Origin of the sequence: Enterococcus sp. H57, from assembly GCF_003112495.1 — a bacterium.
GTDB classification, from domain to species: Bacteria; Bacillota; Bacilli; order Lactobacillales; family Enterococcaceae; genus Enterococcus_B; species Enterococcus_B faecium.
Genome location: NZ_BEHC01000015.1, coordinates 72,812 through 93,554, shown reverse-complemented (window position 1 = coordinate 93,554; position 20,743 = coordinate 72,812). Strand labels below are relative to the sequence as shown.

The 20,743-nt window shown below is 36.9% G+C and carries 22 protein-coding genes, 1 tRNA gene and 1 pseudogene; 11 read left to right on the top strand and 13 right to left on the bottom strand.

Annotated elements, in window-relative coordinates:
- Positions 1-86 (top strand): annotated as a pseudogene (locus DIZ30_RS05155) (peptidase M23); the annotation flags it as partial.
- A gap of 371 nt (positions 87-457) precedes the next feature.
- Here the strand turns inward: DIZ30_RS05155 and DIZ30_RS05150 are convergent.
- Positions 458-541 (bottom strand) — tRNA-Leu (locus tag DIZ30_RS05150).
- Positions 542-1,068: 527 nt separating this feature from the next.
- Between DIZ30_RS05150 and DIZ30_RS05145 the strand changes: the two genes are divergently transcribed.
- Complete coding sequence (locus DIZ30_RS05145; RefSeq protein WP_002300172.1) at positions 1,069-1,569, top strand: GNAT family N-acetyltransferase; 501 nt, start codon at positions 1,069-1,071, stop codon at positions 1,567-1,569.
- A 189-nt stretch (positions 1,570-1,758) separates the two neighbouring features.
- On the opposite strand, the gene DIZ30_RS05140 is transcribed toward DIZ30_RS05145, so the two are convergent.
- Together DIZ30_RS05140 and DIZ30_RS05135 are read right to left on the bottom strand one after the other, a co-directional pair.
- Positions 1,759-2,103: a metal-sulfur cluster assembly factor gene (locus tag DIZ30_RS05140; protein ID WP_002289113.1), complete on the bottom strand. Its 345-nt coding sequence runs from the start codon at positions 2,101-2,103 to the stop codon at positions 1,759-1,761.
- A gap of 153 nt (positions 2,104-2,256) precedes the next feature.
- On the bottom strand, positions 2,257-3,177 hold the full coding sequence (locus DIZ30_RS05135; protein WP_002289114.1) for a YitT family protein: 921 nt from the start codon (positions 3,175-3,177) through the stop codon (positions 2,257-2,259).
- 186 nt (positions 3,178-3,363) lie between these two features.
- On the opposite strand from DIZ30_RS05135, the gene DIZ30_RS05130 reads away from it, so the two are divergent.
- On the top strand, positions 3,364-3,855 hold the full coding sequence (locus DIZ30_RS05130; protein WP_002289115.1) for a YajQ family cyclic di-GMP-binding protein: 492 nt from the start codon (positions 3,364-3,366) through the stop codon (positions 3,853-3,855).
- Between the two features lie 23 nt (positions 3,856-3,878).
- On the opposite strand, the gene DIZ30_RS05125 is transcribed toward DIZ30_RS05130, so the two are convergent.
- On the bottom strand, positions 3,879-6,254 hold the full coding sequence (locus tag DIZ30_RS05125; RefSeq protein WP_002323574.1) for an ATP-dependent DNA helicase: 2,376 nt from the start codon (positions 6,252-6,254) through the stop codon (positions 3,879-3,881).
- A 325-nt stretch (positions 6,255-6,579) separates the two neighbouring features.
- Between DIZ30_RS05125 and DIZ30_RS05120 the strand changes: the two genes are divergently transcribed.
- The 8 genes from DIZ30_RS05120 (at position 6,580) to rpsT (ending at position 13,069) form a co-directional block, all read left to right on the top strand.
- Complete coding sequence (locus tag DIZ30_RS05120; protein ID WP_002289118.1) at positions 6,580-7,206, top strand: MBL fold metallo-hydrolase; 627 nt, start codon at positions 6,580-6,582, stop codon at positions 7,204-7,206.
- A gap of 22 nt (positions 7,207-7,228) precedes the next feature.
- Entirely contained in the window at positions 7,229-7,933 is a 705-nt protein-coding gene (locus DIZ30_RS05115; RefSeq protein WP_002289120.1) for a histidine phosphatase family protein, read from the top strand.
- A 191-nt stretch (positions 7,934-8,124) separates the two neighbouring features.
- Positions 8,125-8,958 carry an undecaprenyl-diphosphate phosphatase gene (locus tag DIZ30_RS05110; protein ID WP_002298973.1) on the top strand — a complete coding sequence of 278 codons (834 nt, stop codon included), beginning with the start codon at positions 8,125-8,127 and terminating at the stop codon, positions 8,956-8,958.
- A 196-nt stretch (positions 8,959-9,154) separates the two neighbouring features.
- Positions 9,155-11,083 carry a heavy metal translocating P-type ATPase gene (locus DIZ30_RS05105; RefSeq protein ID WP_109023127.1) on the top strand — a complete coding sequence of 643 codons (1,929 nt, stop codon included), beginning with the start codon at positions 9,155-9,157 and terminating at the stop codon, positions 11,081-11,083.
- 137 nt (positions 11,084-11,220) lie between these two features.
- Positions 11,221-11,676, top strand: a complete 456-nt coding sequence (locus tag DIZ30_RS05100) for a DUF441 domain-containing protein (protein ID WP_002289123.1) — start codon at positions 11,221-11,223, stop codon at positions 11,674-11,676.
- 79 nt (positions 11,677-11,755) lie between these two features.
- The gene (locus tag DIZ30_RS13845; protein ID WP_002295511.1) at positions 11,756-11,884 is read left to right on the top strand and encodes a hypothetical protein; all 129 of its coding nucleotides are present in this window, start codon (positions 11,756-11,758) and stop codon (positions 11,882-11,884) included.
- Positions 11,885-12,145: 261 nt separating this feature from the next.
- Positions 12,146-12,415, top strand: a complete 270-nt coding sequence (locus DIZ30_RS05095; protein ID WP_002289125.1) for a hypothetical protein — start codon at positions 12,146-12,148, stop codon at positions 12,413-12,415.
- A 399-nt stretch (positions 12,416-12,814) separates the two neighbouring features.
- Complete coding sequence (gene rpsT, locus DIZ30_RS05090) at positions 12,815-13,069, top strand: 30S ribosomal protein S20 (protein WP_002292188.1); 255 nt, start codon at positions 12,815-12,817, stop codon at positions 13,067-13,069.
- 88 nt (positions 13,070-13,157) lie between these two features.
- Here the strand turns inward: rpsT and holA are convergent, their stop codons facing one another.
- The 9 genes from holA to rsmD all read right to left on the bottom strand — a co-directional run bounded on the left by holA (position 13,158) and on the right by rsmD (position 20,727).
- Entirely contained in the window at positions 13,158-14,204 is a 1,047-nt protein-coding gene (gene holA, locus DIZ30_RS05085; RefSeq protein ID WP_002324118.1) for a DNA polymerase III subunit delta, read from the bottom strand.
- Positions 14,205-14,241: 37 nt separating this feature from the next.
- A complete protein-coding gene (locus DIZ30_RS05080; protein WP_109023126.1) occupies positions 14,242-16,515 on the bottom strand; it encodes a DNA internalization-related competence protein ComEC/Rec2 in 2,274 nt (757 codons plus the stop codon).
- Entirely contained in the window at positions 16,508-17,047 is a 540-nt protein-coding gene (locus DIZ30_RS05075) for a ComE operon protein 2 (RefSeq protein ID WP_002295503.1), read from the bottom strand. The genes DIZ30_RS05080 and DIZ30_RS05075 overlap by 8 nt, the downstream gene beginning before the upstream one ends.
- 135 nt (positions 17,048-17,182) lie before the next feature.
- The gene (locus DIZ30_RS05070) at positions 17,183-17,401 is read right to left on the bottom strand and encodes an esterase (RefSeq protein WP_002295502.1); all 219 of its coding nucleotides are present in this window, start codon (positions 17,399-17,401) and stop codon (positions 17,183-17,185) included.
- Complete coding sequence (locus DIZ30_RS05065; protein ID WP_002297231.1) at positions 17,398-17,643, bottom strand: SGNH/GDSL hydrolase family protein; 246 nt, start codon at positions 17,641-17,643, stop codon at positions 17,398-17,400. Before DIZ30_RS05065 ends, DIZ30_RS05070 begins: the two co-directional genes overlap by 4 nt.
- Positions 17,644-17,758: 115 nt before the next feature.
- Positions 17,759-18,487 carry a helix-hairpin-helix domain-containing protein gene (locus tag DIZ30_RS05060; RefSeq protein WP_025477425.1) on the bottom strand — a complete coding sequence of 243 codons (729 nt, stop codon included), beginning with the start codon at positions 18,485-18,487 and terminating at the stop codon, positions 17,759-17,761.
- A gap of 158 nt (positions 18,488-18,645) precedes the next feature.
- Entirely contained in the window at positions 18,646-19,689 is a 1,044-nt protein-coding gene (locus DIZ30_RS05055; RefSeq protein ID WP_002298980.1) for a SepM family pheromone-processing serine protease, read from the bottom strand.
- On the bottom strand, positions 19,679-20,170 hold the full coding sequence (gene coaD / locus DIZ30_RS05050; protein ID WP_002298982.1) for a pantetheine-phosphate adenylyltransferase: 492 nt from the start codon (positions 20,168-20,170) through the stop codon (positions 19,679-19,681). Before coaD ends, DIZ30_RS05055 begins: the two co-directional genes overlap by 11 nt.
- Positions 20,167-20,727 (bottom strand): 16S rRNA (guanine(966)-N(2))-methyltransferase RsmD, encoded by a 561-nt coding sequence (rsmD, locus tag DIZ30_RS05045; protein WP_002295491.1) that lies wholly within the window; start codon positions 20,725-20,727, stop codon positions 20,167-20,169. Before rsmD ends, coaD begins: the two co-directional genes overlap by 4 nt.
- Positions 20,728-20,743 lie beyond the last annotated feature (16 nt).

The following is a 20,743-nucleotide window of genomic DNA, read 5'->3' as shown; positions in this document are numbered from 1 at the left end:
AAAGAGTAGCAGAACAATATGTTACTTCACGTTATGGTTCTTGGGAAGCGGCGAAAGCATTCTGGGAAGCAAACGGTTGGTACTAAGATTCATTATTTGAACGTTTAAACACATTCAAAATATAGTAAGAGGTCATGCGATTTATTCTTTCGCATGACCTCTTTTTGAGTTTAAGTTTAGTCTTGATTCCTTAACTAACGTTTGCCAGTATTTCTTGTATCAGAATCTATAAATCTACTATTTGAATCAATCTATTAGGTTTTAAACTGTCCCACCTTCACACAAATTTTTTTGATTTATTTGAATCTGGTTCCGTTGTTTAAAATTTTTCCTATATTCTTTTAGATAATATGTTATTTTCTTTCTCATCGCTCCAGGTGTACCTTCTCTTTATAAAAAAAGATATCAACAGAGAAACTCCGTCGATATCTTTTTTCCTTCTCAAAAAAACAAATTATGCGGCTAAGAAGACTCGAACTTCCACGAGGTCACCCTCACTAGCGCCTGAAGCTAGCGCGTCTGCCAATTCCGCCATAGCCGCATCACATCTTTTAGTTTAGGATTACATGTGTTTTTTGTCAAGAACATATTTTTGTTCTTTTTCATTTCTGTACGCCCTCCCTTATGCCATCTACACAAATAATTCATCCGAGCAACTCCATCATCTATTGAGGGTTGGTGAAAAAATCTGTTTTATCCATATGATCGATTTCAATGTTAAACGAACGACTCTGGGATTAGTAACTATTTTATTTTTTTCTTCATTTCTTTTTTCCTCTTTTTCTCGATTCAGCTATCTTCTTTCATTTGGATATTGATTATTTCTTCTGTTGGTTACTATCCTTCTGGAATTCTAGACGCTGAAGTAATTCACGTTTTCTTTCTTCTAGAGATCATAAGTAACGAATGAACGAACTTCAAATAATTTTTTTATTGTAATTCATATTTGTATTGTTCGATGATTCTTAATACGATATGACACAATAAATAAAAATAGGCATGGCTATTTACAACAATAGTGCTATAGTAGAAAACAAATGAATAAGGTTACTTAAAGAGGTGAATACGATGAAACTGATCAAACTATGGGAAGCAGATTTAAAGAAAGCTTATCAGCTACAAACTAGCTTTGGACCAAATGAGAGTGGATTTATCAACAATGCTTATGGCTATACATTTGCTGAATTTTTAGATTATGTAAAAAAATGCGAAAAAACGTCTTTAGGAATCGATCTTCCTGAGAGTTACGTTCCCGCAACCGTCTTTATTTTAGAAAGTGATGAACATGAGTATGTAGGAATTTTTAATTTGCGCCATAAACTGAACGAAACATTAAGAAACAGCGCTGGCCATATTGGTTACGGCATCTCCCCTAATTATCGTAAAAAAGGATATGCCACACAAGGATTAGCATTAGTACTACAAGAGGCAAAAAAAATCGGCATTGATGAGGCACTTTTGTCTGTAAATAAAAAAAATCTTGGCAGTCTTAAAGCACAACAAAAAAATGGGGCTGCGATTTATCGTGAAGATGAGAAAGAATACTATACGAAAATCAAACTGATGTAAAAAAGAAGGATTCCAAAAGGAAAGGGATTTGAATGTCCTTTATCAATAGAACACATTTATTTAATTAACTTATAATATAGCAGACAAAATTTTATAAACAAAGAAACCTTTTATCTCTTTTCTTCTAGAAAGGATAAAAGGCTTTTTTGTTTTTCCTATTTGCTTCTCATAGCTAGTCAGCCAAGATTTCTATCGTATCCCCAACGCAATCCGTGCATAACGGCTCATCTTATCTGTCGTCCATGCTGGATACCAGACTAGTTTGACTTCTGCTTTCGTTACTTCTGGCACTTCTTTTAATGCGTCATGGATAGATTCTGTTAAAATATCTGCTAATGGACAGCCCATAGTTGTTAATGTCATCTTAATGACTGTTTCTCCATTTTCAGGATTGAATTCTATATCATAAATCAAGCCTAAATTGACGATGTCGATTCCTAATTCAGGATCAATCACCATTTCCAAGGCAGCAAGAATACGTTCTTTGATTAGTTCTATTTCTTGTCCAGACCGTTCTTGGTTTGCTTCGCTCATCGTACGACACTCCTTAACACGATTTTTATTTATCATACTCTTTTTTTAGCTGCTTGTAAATGAGAATTTAGAAGGAAGATTCTCGTTTAAATTTATAAAAATGTTCTTATTAGATGTAATAGATTAAATTTATTCTAAAATAAACCTGATTCCTCATTTTTTTTGTGAACGATTTTTTATTTCTGGCAATACGCCAGTTGTTCGATACATTTTTTGTTCGTTTTCATTTGCAAACCGGCCAAATACTGAATGAGTTGGTAAAATATTGATAAATGCATCGTCGTCGATTTCATGAACGATCTGATCAAGATCATACATTTCGTAGCGGGTGATGACCATCATGATCATGTTCCCTTGTTTTTTTGAATAGCCACCGACAGACGGCAGTAATGTCATTCCACGTACCATCCGTTTTGCTAGTTCTTCTGTTACCTCTTCTGGCTTGACGGTAACGATCATTGCAGTTACTTTTTGATGACTCGTGTGGATGGCATCAATTACTTGAGTCATTGCATAAATGGAAATAATCGTATACAAGGCACTTTCCCAGTTAAAGAAGAAGCCTGCGATGACTACAATGATACCATTTAGAATCAGCATGTAGTTTCCGACTGTTTTTCCAGTTGTTTGTGAAAGTACAAGAGAGATGATATCCATCCCACCAGTTGTAAAGCCCATTTTTAAAGATAATCCTACGCCAAGACCTAATAAAACACCGCCTACTAGGGCATTCATCAAAATATTATCAGTGATCTGTCCGACTGGAAGCAGCATCGTCATCACCGATACACATACAACATTCACAAAACTAAGGATCGTTGCTCGTTTTCCTACTTTGAGAAACCCTAATACAAACACAGGGATATTCAAAAGAAAAATAAATGTTCCTGTGTCTATCTTGATATGAAACCATTCATATAAAAGCGAGGAAATGATTTGAGCGATCCCATTCATCCCTGCAGAAAAGACATTGGCTGGAATCAAAAAATAATTTAAAGCGACCGCAGCGGTCAATCCGGTTATCAAAATAACCACTATTTTCTTTAATCTTTCATTTTTATGATACGCAGTCATAATTTTACTCACAAGCACCTCTCCCCTACTTTGGTATTCCAAATGTAAGAATAACAGTTTATCTATTAAAATAAAATACTTCGAACTCAAATGAGAAGAATTTTAGCAAACAGGTAAGAATCTGCCCTAATCCTATGATAAGATAGATGTATGGTAAATATTTATATGTATATCAGGAGGGTTCCTATGGCAAAAGATGCTAGCTTCGACATTGTATCAGAAGTCAATACAGAAGAAGTAAAAAATGCGATTCAGCAAACAACAAAAGAATTGTCCAATCGCTTTGACTTCAAGGATTCTACAGTAGAAATCAAATTAGAGAACAGCAATCTAGTTGTATTGAGCGATGATGATTTCAAAATCGAACAGATCAAAGATGTATTATTTGGTAAGCTGATCAAAAGAAATGTACCAATCAAAAATATCCATTTTTCTGAATCGGAACACGCTCTAGGTGGCAAAGCTCGACAAACTGCCGATTTGGTCAACGGAATCGATCGTGAAAACGCGAAGAAAATCACTACAGCTATCAAAAATGAAAAACTGAAAGTAAAAGCACAAATCCAAGAAGATCAGATTAGAGTGACAGGTAAGAACCGTGATGATCTACAAGCTGTGATTGCTTTATTACGTAAACTTGACTTACCAATCGAGTTGCAATTCACTAACTATCGTTAATCAAAAAACGAGGCTGACGTCTGTCATTCCTCGTTTTTTTGATTTACTGCTTCTTTTGATAACCAAAAACGCTGTATTCCTTCTTCCAATTCCCCAACACTTCGTACTTCTCTTGCTGTTTGCCAATGTTGTGGGAATAAACGTCGATAAGAAAAACTAGAAAATCGTTGATCTGCCAATACAACGATTCCTTGATCCGCCATGCCACGAATCACTCGACCACCAGCTTGCAAGACTTTGTTCATTCCAGGAAGCTGATAAGCGTAAGCAAATCCAAGGTGTTCCTTCTCATCATAATATGATTTGATCAGTTCCTGCTCATGATTCATCTGCGGCAAACCTACACCTACGATCATACTGCCGATCAATCGGTCCCCTCTCAAATCGATTCCTTCTGAAAAAATCCCGCCAAGTACGCAAAATCCAATCAATGTTTCAGCGGGATTTGTTTGAAATTTTGTTAAAAATCGTTCGCGTTCTTCCTCATTCATGTCCGTTTCTTGGATTAGCACATTGCTGTCGGGATATTGCTGTCTGAATGCTTCCACCGCAAGATCTAAATACTGATAAGAAGGAAAGAAAACGAAATAATTCCCGACCTTTCCATCAGCAAAAGCATGAATCGTCTCTACTAATTTTGCCAGACTGTGTTCCCTTTTTCGATAAGTCGTCTCTAGGTAATTTGCGATGAAAACTTGCTGGTTTCCTTCTGGGAAAGGACTCGGCAGTTTGTAAGCCAGACTTTTTTGTCCCCCCAGTGTTTCCTGATAATAAGAGAGTGGTGAAAAACTAGCAGAAAAAAGAATACTGCTTTTTCCTTTATCCAACGACTGCTCAAGAAACAAGCTTGGATCAATACAAAACTCTTTTACTATCAGATCGCGATACGTTTTTTCGACTGTTGTTTCGTAGTGATCATCATAAAATTCACTGACCTTCAAAAAATGAAGCAAATCAAAATAATAAGGAAGCAATTGTTCTTGTGATGGGTGCTCAGGAAATTCTGCCAGCCATTCTTTAATTTTTTCGCTTAATTGATAACCTGCCTTTACTAAAGATTCAGCCGGTGCTTTTTGATGATGATAATCCCAATGATCTTCTTTTGCTATTTCTCGGATCGAATCAAATTCTTTTAATAGTTTGTTGAAACGGCGATGAAGTTTTTTGAATTCCTTTGGTATAGCTTCCTTACTTCGTTTCGTTTTTTCATAAGATAGTTCTGCCGAATACATCTCTCGGGAACGATTCACCAAATTATGTGCTTCGTCAATCAAAAACAGATAGTCCTCGTTTTTTTCATCTTCAAAAAAACGTCTTAAATAAACAGTTGGATCAAATAAATAATTGTAATCCCCAATGATTACGTCACACCAGATACTGACATCTAATGATAGTTCGAAAGGACAAAGTGTATGCTTTCTTGCATAAGTTTCGATGACTTCACGAGTGATCTGATTCTCATGATTCAAAAGATCCCATAAACCTTCATTAATCCGATTGTAATAACCATTGGCATATGGGCACTGATCTGGATTACAGGTCGTCTCATCTAAAAAGCAGATCTTGTCTTTCGCCGTCAAAGTGACACTTTTTACTTCAGCTCCTGTATCTTTTAATGCTGTCATAGCATCTTCAGCTACTTGTCTAGTTATTGTTTTAGCCGTTAGATAAAAGATCTTTTCTCCCTCTTCTTCCCCTACAGCTTTCAAAGCGGGGAATAACGTAGAGATTGTTTTTCCTGTTCCCGTAGGTGCTTCTACAAACAATTTCTGTTTCGTACGGATCGTTTTATAAGCAGCTACCGCTAGTTCACGCTGACCTTTCCTATACTCATCATGGGGGAATTTCAAAGCCATCAAAGAGGCATTGCGTACAGTGCGCCAGTTTTCTTGAAAAACAAGCCATTCTTTATAATCTTCAGTCAGCTTTTTAAAAAAAGTTTCTAACTGCTCTCTTGTCTGATGTTCAACCTTTCTCGTGATCACTTCTTCTGCCGTCTGGAAGTAAGTCAATTGCAGATTTATTTCTTGTAAATCATGTTCTTGACTATAGATATAGGCATACACCCTTGCTTGATGAAAGAAAAGTTCCACTTGTTCTGGTTCTAAATCTTCAAATCGTGGTTCGGAGGTTTTGATTTCATCTATATAATAAATACCGTCTCTTTTGAAAATACCGTCTGCACGGCCTTCAACGATCAGGTGATATTCATCTAATTGAACTGTTGTTTTTAAAAAGACTTCTTTTTCATAGTTTTCTCCCGCATCTTTTTGGAGCTTGCGGTGGATTCTCGCTCCTTCTAATGCAGTATGGTTACTTTTTTTACGATTGTCGATACTTCCACGTCGCAAAATAAATTCTACTAAGTGCCGCACAGATATTTTTGACTGTTTGATCATTTCCACCACCTCTTTCTCTCTAAGATTACCTGAAAAAACCTAGTTTAGCAAAAAGAGCTCTCTTTCCAAACATAAAAAAACACCCTGCTGATTAGGCAGGGATATAGGATATAGAATTTGGATTTTTGGATGAATCTAATGTAACAAGGACATATTAAAATGCTATGAAAACTTACTTTCCTTCTCTTTAGAATATCCAAATACTTTTCATATAGTCTGATAATTCAGATAAGTAAAGAGAAATAAGTACCTGTTTTTGTTTCCTAGCAATGAATGCGTTATACTAATGGATGAAAGAAGTTTTGGCTATCAAGGAGGAATGCACATGCATATCGAAAGATTAAAAACAGGAATGATTGAAGAAAACTGTTATTTGGTCTACAACGAAGAAGCACTTTTGATCATTGACCCTGGAGAAGATGCGGAACGAATCAAACAAGAAATCAAAAAAACAAACCAACAGCCGGTAGCGATTTTGCTTACCCATACCCACTACGATCATATCGGTGCAGTGGAACCTTTACGCGCGTATTATCAAATCCCAGTTTATGTCAGCCCACTAGAGCAAAAATGGCTAGGTGATCCGATTTTGAATCTTTCTGGACTCGGTAGACATGATGATATTGCTGATGTTATTGTCTCGCCTGCAGAATATGAATTTGAAATGAAAACTTATACTTTAGGAAACATGTCTTTTCGCGTCGTCCCTACCCCAGGGCATTCTATAGGAAGCGTCAGCTTTATTTTTGATGATTTTGTCGTTTCTGGCGACGCCCTGTTTAGAGGAAGTATCGGTAGAACCGATCTGTATACAGGGAATTTAGAACAATTACTTCATAGTATTCGGACCCAGCTGTTTGTATTACCTGATGAATTTGCAGTCTATCCAGGACATGGCGATGCAACGACGATTGAACAGGAAAAAAGGACAAATCCTTTTTTCAATCGTTAAAACGACTTAGGAGGAGAATAAAATGACAGAAACTACACTTTATATCGTACGACACGGAAAAACGATGTTCAATACAATTGAACGAGTACAAGGCTGGTGTGATACACCCCTCACAAAGCAAGGACAAGAAGGCATTCATTATTTAGGTCGCGGGTTAAAAAATGTCGACTTTTCATTTGCTTATTCTAGTGACAGTGGTCGTGCGATCGAAACTGCCCGTATTATTCTAGGAGAACATTCTAAGGGAAAAGAAATTCCTTATTTTATTGAAAAAAGGATTAGAGAATGGTGTTTCGGGTCTCTTGAAGGTGGATATGACATGGAAATGTGGGGTGTGATCCCTCGTGTATTGAATTTTAAAACATATGATGAAATGTTTACCACAGAAGTTTCTTTTGAACAAATTGCTAATGCTGTATACAACTTAGATACCGCTGGGTGGGCGGAAACTTATGAAACATTGCGAGACCGTGTATGGACAGGATTTGAAGATATCGCCCATCACTGCGAAAAAAATGGTGGTGGAAATGTTTTAGTCGTATCTCATGGTTTGACGATCGCCTTTTTGCTTAATCTGATCGATCCTAAACAGCCTGTTCGTGCTGGGCTTTTAAATGGCAGCGTAACAAAGGTCACTTATGCAAACGGTCGATTTTCTATCCACGGCATCAATGATACGTCTTATATCGATAACGGGAAAACACATAGTCGCGACTCGTTTCTATAATGGGGATATTTTAATTTTTACCAGAGAATCATAAAAGGCAAAGTCTGAACGAGGGCTTTGTCTTCTTTTTTCTCTTCGTGTACTTATCTGCTTTATTTCTCAAGTTTTTCTTAATATTAAAAAACAGATTGGGTTTCTCAAAAAATAACGGTATACTATAAGATGTATCTTAATTGGGAAGGAAGGAATTTATGTTTTTTGCAAATATTATCAAAGCAGTGATTCTCGGTATTATTGAAGGAATAACGGAATGGCTGCCCATCAGTAGTACTGGTCATTTGATCCTAGCAGATGAATTCATCAAACTGGATGCCAGTTCACAATTTATGTCGATGTTCAATGTCGTTATCCAATTAGGGGCGATCTTGGCTGTCGTCGTTCTTTATTTTCACAAGTTAAACCCATTTTCTCCAAGTAAATCAACGGTAGAAAAAAAAGATACGTGGACACTTTGGTTTAAAGTGATCGTTGCTTGCATACCAGCCATCATCATTGGTTTGCCTTTGGATGATTGGTTAGAAGCAAATTTCCACAAGTTCTTACCAGTTGCCATTGTTTTGATCGTTTACGGTATTGCCTTTATTATTGTCGAAAAACGCAACAAAAACAAAACACCTCGTTGGACTTCTCTGAATGACTTTACGTACCAAGCAGCTCTTCTTGTTGGGTTATTCCAAGTCTTGGCACTTGTTCCCGGAACATCCCGTTCTGGCGCAACGATCCTAGGAGCTATCTTGATTGGTGCTTCGCGTTTTGTCGCTACAGAGTTTTCATTTTTCTTAGGGATTCCTGTCATGTTTGGCGCAAGCGGCTTGAAGATCGTCAAATATTTAGCTGAAGGGAATTCATTCAAAATGGAAGAAACTGTTGTTCTTCTTGTAGGAACATTCGTATCTTTTGTGGTTTCCGTCTTAGCTATCAAATTCTTACTAAGCTATTTGAAGAAAAACGACTTTACCGCTTTTGGCTGGTATCGTATTATCCTTGGTATCATTTTGATTGGTTATTGGTTTATTGCAATGTAGAAAAAACCAGAACACTTCTCTTATTTGAGAAATGTTCTGGTTTTTTATTTTCTTTAATAATAATCATTATAAATAATAAAAACAACATCAAGCTTAATCACCAAATGATAACCATTATCGTTCTCATTTAGCTGTTATTATTATCAATTACATTTTTATTATGCTATCCTTGTTTTGACAAGGAGGTCTAATAACGATGACTAATCAGAAAAAAGCTTTTGCAGCAACAATCGGCTGCCTTTTATTTATGATCTTCGGTTTTATCTTCGACCGATTCTCTCTTACCATCACCCCACTTTTTTATATCAGTGCCATTATCATCGGTGGATATAAACAAACATCGGAAGGCTTGAAAGAATTGTGGAATGATCGGACACTGAATGTGGATTTATTGATGGCTTTAGCTGCTATTGGTGCCTGTTTGATCGGTAATTACTTTGAAGGAGCAATGTTGACATTCATCTTTTGTTTAAGCGGTGCATTAGAGGAATACACAACTAATAAAAGTCAAAAAGAAATTACTGCTTTGATGAATCTTCAACCACAAAAAGCCCAATTATTAAAAGAAAATGGACAAATGCAAGAAGTAGATGTTTCTCAACTAAAGGTGGATAACTTGGTATTTGTCGCTAAAGGAGCAGCTGTTCCGATAGATGGCTTTTTAGAAAGCACACAGGCAACGATCGATGAGTCTGCATTAAGCGGTGAATCTGTGCCTGTAGAAAAATATTTAGGCGATGAGATGTATGCAGGAACGCTGAATCAAGGAAATCCCATCACGATTCGAGTAACAAAAACGAGTTCCGAAACTGTCTTTGCTAAGATTATCCAATTAGTAGAAGAAGCGCAGAATACGCCAACTCAAACAGCTTCATTTATCGAACGAATCGAAAATAATTATGTAAAATTGATTTTGCTTGCTGTTCCTCTAATGATCCTTCTCCCCCACTTTTTCCTAGGTTGGAGTTGGGATGAAAGCTTTTATCGAGGAATGGTATTATTAGTTGTGGCTTCTCCTTGTGCGCTTGTCGCATCTGCTACACCAGCTTCTCTAGCTGCTCTTTCAAATTCTGCAAAAAATGGGATTTTAATCAAAGGCGGTATCCATTTAGAAAAGCTTTCTGAATTAAAAGCGATTGCCTTTGATAAAACAGGAACGCTCACTAAAGGAAAACCAGTTGTAACTGACAGCTTTTTCTTTGATGAAAAGGATTTGGCACAACAACTTCTTGTTGCTATGGAACAAAAAACGACGCATCCACTTGCTCATGCGATTTTGCAATATTTCAATTGCACAATACCTGAAGAAATCCAATACTTACCAATAGAAGAAATTACTGGTTTTGGATTACAAACTACCTATTTAGGTGCGCAATGGAAAGTTGGCAAGCACGCATATGATCCTGAGACGATGATAATCAGCAAAGAGATTGCGGAAATGATCGAACGTTTGGAAAATCAAGGCAAAACCGTGATTTATCTTTCTAAAGATCAGCAGTTAATTGCTGTTTTAGGTCTGCTAGATATTCCAAAAGCAAATACCCAACAAGTAATTTCCTACTTTAAATCCCAAAACATCCATACAAGTATGATAACCGGCGACCATTCTGGCACAGCAAAGGCCATTGCTGAACAAGTAGGGATTGAACATTACTATGCAAGCTGTACTCCGGAAGAAAAAACACAACTAGTCAAAAAAGAGAATGAACTTTACCAAGTAAATGCGATGGTTGGTGATGGAGTCAATGATGCGCCTGCTTTAGCAGCCGCTTCTTTAGGTGTCGCTATGGGGCAAGGGACAGATGCCGCTATGGATATCGCAGACATCGTCTTAATGAAAAGCGACTTAAATAAATTTGTCTACAGTCATCGGCTATCTTTAAAAATGCGGCGGATCATCAAACAAAATATTATTTTTTCGATTCTTGTTATTCTCTTGTTGATTGCTTCTAACTTCCTGCAATTTTTAAATCTACCTCTTGGAGTTGTAGGACACGAAGGAAGCACAATATTGGTTATTCTGAATGGCTTGCGTTTACTAAGACCTTTACCTGATCTTTCTGATTCTTCAAAAAAATGTAAGTCTTGTCCACTATACAAAGCGCGGCTGTCTTCTGTCAAATAAGCAAAGTGTTTTTTTATGATTTTGTTTATTTTATGAAAAAAACAGCTTATGAATAGGTCTTGAAGGATGAATTCTTACTTTTGCAACTTTCTAAAAACATGTTATGATTGTTTCGAAGAAAGTGAGGAATATATTTCATGGAAAGTTGGCTTTTTTTAGGAATTATTTTACTTGTAGCAATTTTAGCTAAGAATCAAAGTCTGATGATAGCGGCAGCTTTTGTTTTGATTATGAAGCTCATACCAGCCTCCCGTTCCTTTTTCCCTTGGCTTCAAGGCAAAGGAATCAATATTGGGGTGACGATCATCACAGCGGCTATTCTAATCCCTATCGCAACAGGAGAAATCGGTCTACGTGATCTATTAGAAGCCTTTAAATCCCCTATTGGCTGGGTAGCTGTTTTTTGCGGTGGGCTAGTGGCTGTCTTATCTTCCAAGGGTGTAGGATTGATTGCTTCTGATCCACAAATCACTGTTGCACTTGTTTTCGGCACGATTTTAGGTGTTGTCTTCTTAAGAGGAATCGCCGCCGGACCGGTCATTGCTTCTGGTATCACTTACTGTATCTTACAAGTATTTGCTTTAGGAAAATAGAACAAATTTTGTCTATTTTAGGAGATTCTTAACACCCCCAATTTACTGATCCGTGATATACTGACAACGAGGTGATACAATGTTCGAAAAATTAAAGTATTTCATAGGAACAATCGGCTGGTTTCTTCTAGCGGTACTTTTGATTCTGGGCTTAGCTTATCTATTATTTCCTGATTTGATACAAAATGTGTTTGATACTGCTTTTTGATTGACCTATTAAAACGATATAGGGGATGCTCCTGCGATGCAGGGGCTTTTTTTAATCAATGTTTTGTAATAATTTAGGCCATGCCAATGAGACTTCCTATAGAATTCGATGCTCTTTTTTCTTTTTGGCTCTTCTGCTCTTTTTTGTTATACTAGATTACAGTGGACAAAAGAAAGAATGATCGCATCCACTTCAACGAATATCAAAATGGAAGAATTAGTGCCTGTTTTCAGGTTACTTTGAAAAGAAAGGAAGACGCTTGTGGAAACTTTTGAAGGTCTTTTAATTGATACGTACGTTTTACAAGAACAGCCAATGATGCTGACTGGGATCAACTTGCAGCTTGAGGACCGTGTGATCAATGGCCTGCTTAAAGATCGCTATTTGGCAAAATATATCTTACGTTTGCCCCTAAATAAATATGTGCTGGAAGTAAGTGGCAAATGGAACCGTCGGAACCAGTTGGTCATAAAAAAAATGTTGATAAAAAATATCGATGAATACATTAAAATAATCGGTACACCAGAATAGCCTTTACTGATCAAAGGATACTGGTTATAAAATAACTGCAGTTTCTTAATAGAAAAACAAAGAACAACAGGGAATCGTATCCCTTTTCAAAAAAAACTTTGCAAACGGTTCTCTTTGTTATATAATAACTTAGTACCAAACATTCCCATTCAAACTTTGTTTAAATAGATAAATAAAAATCTAGTTTGGTTTGACGCTATTGCCTCCCACAATAGCGTCTTTTTGATTTTTTTCAGCTTGTACTATCCGTTTTTACTGAAAAAAAATCCTAATAAAAGACTGTTAAGGAAAAAAACTTGTCATGTTCATATTGCAAAGCACGCTGCCTTTAGGTATAATAATGAATGTTGAATTATGCGGTAACACGCGTAAGAACTTAAGTTATCGGAGGTGAAACTAATGCCAAACATTGAATCTGCAATCAAACGTGTTCGTACAAGCGAAAACGCTAATGTGAAAAATTCATCTCAAACAAGCGCTATGCGTACTGCAATCAAAAAATTTGAAGATGCTGTAGCTTCAGGTGCTGACAACGTAGATGCGTTATATAAAGAAGCTGTTAAAGCTATTGATATGGCTGAATCAAAAGGTCTAATCCACAAAAACAAAGCTAACCGCGACAAATCTCGTTTAAGCAAAAAAATCGCTAAATAAAAGAATCGGCTTCGGCCGATTTTTTTATTTGTCAAAAAAAGGACAAAAACAAACGACCTTCCCGCATGCTTTGCCCTCGTCTTTCTTCTTATCGATTTCTTAACAACTGCCCTGTGCGCAAAACGAATAGTTGAAAACTTAATTCTTTTTCGATTTGTCCCGTTTTGATTTGATAATCCATCTCAACTAATTGATCAAACAACTGTACCAGCAAATGTTCATCGAATTTTTTTACTTCCTGCATGGCAAGTTTTACACGATATGGATGGATTTTCAATGTTTCAGCAATATTTGCCTGCTGATAACCAATCTTTACAAGAAATTTTGTCTGTAAAAATAAACGTAATTGAGAAAGCAAAATCGCATTAATTTTGATTGTTTCTTCCCCTTGCATAACTAAATCTTCGTATAAACGCAAAGCTTGTTCCGTCTTCCCTTTTAAAATATATTGGGTCATGTCAAAAATATTATGTTCTAACGTTTTAGGAACTAATTCTTCTACTTCTCTTACCGTGATTTGCTGTTGATTTTGTCCATAAAGGACCAATTTCTGTAACTCTCTCATCATTTTGGATAAATCTAAGTCGGTCAACCTCAAGAATAAATCAATTGCACTTCGTTCCATTTTGATTGAGGTATTCTCTAAGGTATTCATCAGATATTGACGTACTTCTTTTTCATTCAACTGTTGGACATTGACGATGATTGCTGTTTTTTTCAATTGTTTCGTTACTTTTTTCCGTTCATCCAACTTTTCATATGGCGCAAAGAATACTAATACAGTCGATTCTAATGGTTCTTTCAAATAAGCCGTCAATAAATCAGTATTTTGTTCGATTCCATTGTTTACTTTTTCACCTGTTAAAAAATAAGGATTCTCTACGAATACTAACCGTTGATCTCCGAAAAACGGCAACGTCTCTGCTTCAGCTACTACCTCATCTAAACTTGCATTTTCCATGTCAAAACTTAAAAAATTTAAGTCATCTTCGCCCTCTAATTGGATTTTTTTGACAATCTCTGTCCGAACTTGATCTTGGAGAAACTTTTCTGTTCCTAAAATCAAGTAACAAGATGCAAGTTTTTCTTTACGTATTTTTTGTAACTCTGCTTGTATACTCAAATTACTCACCACTTTCAAAAATTATCCTACCATGAGCAGATGAGAATTACTAGTCTATCATTGTTTCCACTAGCCCATGAGGATGAAAAACTGGATGCCAGCGATAGGTGATCATTCCTTGTTGATCCGTTCGCCATGTTTTTATCTGATTTTCTTCTAGTGTCTCCAATACTTCGCTGTGCGGGTGACCATAACGATTATTTACGCCGCAGGATATAATCCCATGTTTTGCTTCAATATGGGAAAGAAAATCTGTGTTACTTGACGTACGGCTACCGTGATGACCTAATTTGACTACATCGGCTTTCAGATTAGGATAAATCAAAAGCAATTGTTTTTCCATTGCTTGATTCAAATCTCCTAAAAATAAAAAGCGCCTATTGTTATATTCCATCCATAGACCAATCGAATCTTCATTTCTTCCCTCTCCCTTTTCAAAAGGAGTCAATACATAAAGATCATAATAACCGCTGATCCTGTCCCCATGTTTGATTTCAATGATCTCAGTACCATTTTTTTGAGCTTCAGATAAATGCCTTTGTAATGGCTCATTTCGTCCAGCGCCCCAACCGATATAAATTTTTTTGATAGTAAAATGCTGAGATAACGTGGGTAATTCTCCCACATGATCCGTATCGTCATGTGTCAAGATGAGTTTATCGATTACACTTATCCCCTGACCTTTTAGATATGGAACGATATTTCTTTCAGCAGGAGGACGTATCATACCTTGCGCCCACTTTTCTCTTTCAAAGTGTAACTGACCTCCAGTATCGATCAAAATCGTTTCTTTTCGAAAAGGACTTTGCAAAAAGATACTGTCTCCTTGACCGACATCGATAAAAGCGATCGTTGAAGAAAAGCGTAAAAATGGCAAAGTCAAAAAAATAAAAGAAAAAAGACCAACATAAAACAAGTGTTTCACAGGTTGTTCTTTCAACCTATCCGTACAAATCAGTAATCCGAAAATATACATCCCAGATAGCACAAGGGGCAAACGTCCTATAATGAGAGACGACCCTGAAGAAAAATCGATTATTCGCTCAAATAAGATTAATCCCTCTTCTATCAGCAATAGTAAAGTTTCCGGCAGCCAGCGATTGAAGAGTGTGAGAAATAACACACCAGGAAGAAAAAGAAACTTGAATACCGGTGCAATCAGTAATGTAAAAAGACTACCTAAAATAGACCACTCATAAAAATGCCATACAATCAACGGCATCGTGATCATAGTAAACAGGACGTGAGAGGCCGTTTTTTTCAACCAATCTCCATCAAAAGAAATCAGGATAAACAAAAAACTCATGAAAAAACTAAGCTGTCCACCCGCATGAAAAAGAAATCGAGGATCAAATAGTAAAAGAAGCCAAAAGACAACTGCAAATAAGTCCATGGTGGAATAATGCTTATTCAGCAATTTGACTAGCAATCGCAATAAAAACAGCAAACTAGCACGCAAAACAGAAATAGAACTTCCTGCAATAGAAACATAACAGATAGTTAGTAGACTCAACGGAATAATACTGACGTGTAGTGGCCATCCGATACGTCGAAATAAATAATACAGCCACCCTAAATAAAATTGGATGTGTAGACCCGATAGACTGAACAGATGCAGCAAACCACTCTCCCTAAAAATTTCTTCTGATTCTCTGAATCCTGCATCTTTATAGCCCCATAATAAAGAATTAATATATACACTTGTTTTTTGCGGAAATTCAGATTGGACAAAGGAGATAAAAGATCCTCTTTTTCTCTGAAGCCAGTTTCGCCAGTGATTTTGCATGGTGATCTGTTCAATCTTTTGAATTTGGAACCGTCCAGAAATTCTATGGTTCCTGAAGTAAGCTTCTTGGTCAAAATTATAAAGATTCCGCTTTTTTGCTGGAGAGATGAACTCGCCTTCAGCAGTCAATTCTATTCCCTTTCCTCGGAAGTTAAGCCATGTTTTCAATTCTGCTTCTGTGTTTACTTGATAAGAAAGCTGGAGCTTTTGTTTATTCTCTGATAACCTTCCTTCCATTGTCAAAAAATTACCATTTGCACGAATCGTATCTGTAAATACAGTAATTTGCGCAGATGTTGTTTTTTCCTCTAAAAATGAATACTCTTGTAGCCTATAAGAAATGGATACCGTTATGCTACACAAAATACACAAGTACGCGATAAAACGTCCTTCTTTTAGCGAAAACCATAAAAAAATTCCGGCAAGAAGCAAACGATAACCCCAATTGTCAGTGTAATACAACAAACAGATAATCATCGACGTAATTGCCGGAAAAATCAACCGATTTCGAACATGCCTTTCTAAAACGCTAGACATGTTTTCCTGTTAATTCATTTTGAAGTTTTGAAAAATGCTGTGAGTCTAAAGCAACTTGGTGTACAGATACACCTAATTGTTCGATCAACGCTTGGGCATAAGGATCATTTCGATAGTCATGGAGATAATTGATCCCTTTCACACCAGCTTGCAACAAAGCCTTTGTACAGGCCAAACATGGAAAATGTGTGACATAGATTTCTGAACCTTCCGTCGGGATACCAAGTTTTGCACACTGTAGGAGTGCATTCATCTCTGCATGGATCGTTCGCAAGCAGTGTCCATCCACGACGTAACACCCTTCATCTATGCAGTGGACATCTCCACTGACTGCTCCATTATAGCCGCCAGCAATGATCCTTTTTTCTCGAACGAGTGTCGCTCCTACTTCTAAACGTGTACACGTACTACGTAAAGATAACAGTACTGCCTGAGCCATAAAGTACTGGTCCCAAGGAATGCGTTCATTATGTGACTTATCAGTAACTTTTTCTTTATTCGTATCGCATGCTTTTGAAGATTTTTCTAACATGTTTTATATTCCTCCCTTTTTTCAAGTTGATTAAAAAGTACTCATTGCTTAAACAAAATATTCTTTAAATATAACGAATCATCCTGTCTGACAAAAGATCCTACCCTTCACTGCCGAAATGAAGTCCGTCATCCATTAGCCCATTATAAAAATTCTTCGAATCCATTTGTTCAAGAAATTCCGTATAAAAATCGATACTTCACAATCATGGCGTTTTGCTACTTCTGTGAGAACAGAGATATATTCTTTGATCAACTTGTTATTCCGATATTTTTGTTTTGTCTCATCGACTGCTGGTGGCGTGATAAAGAAAGCATGATCAGAACTATAGTCTTTTTTCAGCTGAACTATCATCCACTGCAGATTTTTTGGTACGTTTCTTTAGAAAGTTGTTTATGCTCTGCTAGATCATTCGTCCCAATGAGAATAAATACTTTATCTGCTGTATAGCTAAGTACATCTTTGGCAAAGCGTTCTCGTAGAGCTTGACTGTTATTGCCGCTGACAGCCGTATTCATAATATGAATCCCAGATATTTTATTTTGGAGATAGACATTCAGCATTGGTTTTTTTAATGTTTCTTTGCGAACAATCAAGCTATTTCCTATCCAAAAATACTACCTCCTCGTCCTGCCAAGCTCTTAGAATTGGATTATTCTTAGTATCCATTAGCGTCCATTTATTGCTCGTGCCAGTCGATTTTGAATCATTCTATTTAATTGTAACGAAGTTTTTTAGTTTTTCAACTGTCTTTTCACCGATACCAGAAATCTCCTGCAGGTCTTCCACTTTCTGGAAGGATCCGTTTTCTTCTCTAAATCGAATGATTTCTTGCGCTTTGACTGATCCGATCCCAGGAATCTGCTGAAGTTCTGATGGAGTGGCTGTATTGATATTTATTTTGGGAGGCTCGGAATCTGCTGTAGGCTGTTTTCCTTCCGAGGATGCCAACTGATCAAGATGTTCTGGCAGCTCTTCACCTACAGCAGGGATATATAGGACTTGCTGATCTTCTATCTTCGCAGAAAAGTTGATTCGATCGCTATCCGCTTCTTCTAATAATCCACCTGCACGCTTTAGTACATCATAGACCCGTTCTTCTGAAGAAAAGGAATAGATACCAGGCTCCTTCACACTTCCTTTGATATCGGTGTACATGACCTTTGGACGAGCATCCTCTTCTACATCGTTTCCTTCAGCTGATGGATCTTCTCCACTGGAACTAAACGGAGAAAGTATTTCTTTTGCAGCAGTCTCTTCTGGTTCTCTATAAAATAGCAGATTTGACAATAAAAAACCACTTGCGATACAAAAGATAAGAACTATCATAGACATCCAAATGATCAATTTGGGTGAAGCTAGTATTTTCTTGCTGATTTTTTCTATCATTGTTCTTTTTTCAAAGAATGACCAGTAAAAATCATTCATTACTCCTTTCATTTAAAATTGAAGAAACAGTGAGCTCTGGCAAAATCGTCCCTTCAACATCTAATTACGTCAATTTTTTCTTTTGTTTTTATTTTTATCGTGAAGATTTTTGACGAAAAAGAGGGGGTGTGACAGAACTCGTGTCACAACCCCTCTTTAATTATTTAGTTTCATTTCATTTTCTCTAGATAGTCAAGCGCTTCTTGTACTGTTTTTACTGGTACGATTTTCATTGAGGAATTCAATTTTTTAGCGGCAGCTTTTGCTTCTTCGTAGTTGGTTTTTATTTCAGGATATTCTTTCTTAACATCGACTGAAATCGTATCATCTGGTGCAAAGAAAATCTCTACGCCAGCTTTATCCGCACTTGCCACTTTTTTATCGATTCCTCCGATTCGGCCAACTTCTCCTTCACTGTTGATCGTTCCAGTTCCTGCAATTTGCTTACCATGTCGCAAGTTTTTACCAGTGACTTGTTCATAGATTTCTAAAGTGAACATCAATCCCGCTGATGGCCCACCGATAGAGCCAGAATTAATACGAACATCTGTATCTGATTCGATCTCGGTATGGTCAGTAAGCGTGATACCTATTCCTGCCTTTTTATCTGTTGGTAACTCGATCAGATCACCAGAAGCTGTTTTTTCTTCACCATTATGCAAATAACTGATTTCGATTGTTTGTCCAACTTTTTGGCTTTTTACATAATCCATAAATGCTTCTGTACTTTGAAAGCTTTTCCCGTCTACTTTTGTTACTGTATCTCCAACTGAAAGCTTGCCAAAGAAATTCGATGTTTTCTCTACACTCATGACATATACGCCTTTGAATTCCATTTTATAAGGCTTGTCTGCAAGTTTTAACGCTTGTTCGATTGCTGCATTTTGGGAAGAATCCATATAATACTGCTGCATTTGATTATATTCTTCATTTGTCGCCCCACCAGTCAATTCTTCTTCACTGATCAATTCTTCAAAAGGGGTCATTTTAGCTTTTAAAGCTAAGAAACCTGTAGCTTGCCTGATACCAACAGAGGTAAGAGAGAAAGACCCAGAACCTTTATCTTCCTTATCATTGACCGTAATTAGTTCTTTCAGATCGATCGTGGCTCCCGGTGATTCTACATAATACGGCAAGGGAACTACTACAAATCCAATGATCAACATTCCAAATATGATAATCAGTACTGTTTTCAACCATTGTTTAGCTTTCATTTGATTCACGCTTTCCAGCTAAAGCTTCGTTGATCACTGGCGGTAAGTAGCTGCTCACATCTCCGCCAAAGTGCAGTACTTCTTTTAAAATACTGGAACTCACGTGACTATATTCTGGTTTTGCTAATAAGAAGACAGTTTCCAATTCATCATATAGATGATGATTCATCTGAGCAATCTCTCGTTCATATTCAAAGTCTTTGATACTTCGTATGCCTCTGATCAACGCATCTGCACCAATCTCTTTTGCTGTTTCTACCGTCAATTGATTTTCTTGATTCATGACTTTTACATTAGGAAGATGAGAAACAGCTTTTGTGATCAATGTCACTCTTTCTTCTGGGGGAAACAAACTTTTCTTTGAAGTATTGATAAAAACACCAATTACTACCTCATCGAATAATTTAGCCGCACGTTCCACCGTATCTAAGTGACCTTTTGTAAAAGGATCAAAACTTCCTGGGAATAATGCACGTTTCATTGATTTCCCTCTTTTCTATAGATAGTTACGGCCGTTATGCCATAAATCTGTTTTCTTATTTGATGGAATCCAGCCACAGTTTCTGGCAATTCGACTGTTTTATCCGTTTCGCATACGATAACTGCGGTTTTAGAAAAAAGTCCCAGTTCTTCCATTTTATGGATTTGATCGATTATTTTTTGTTTTGCATATGGCGGATCAAGAAACAAGTAGTCGAATTGTTGTTTCTCCGCTGCTAGTCGTTCGATTGCTTTGTCCGCATCAAGTTTTATTGTGGTAAATTTCTCTGGTTCTTTCGTAATTTCGATGTTTTCTTTGATGATTTTTAGCGCTTGGTAATTTTTGTCTACGCATACCGCATGACTGCAGCCTCTAGATACTGCTTCGATAGCTAAACCACCGCTTCCTGCAAACAGATCCAATACTGTCTCTCCATCAAAATATGGTCCAATCATATTGAATATGGATTCTTTTACTTTATCTGTAGTTGGTCTGGTGTTCGCCCCTGCTAAACTTTTTAAACGGCGCCCGCCATAATTTCCTGATATTATCCGCATCTACTCACTCCTTAGA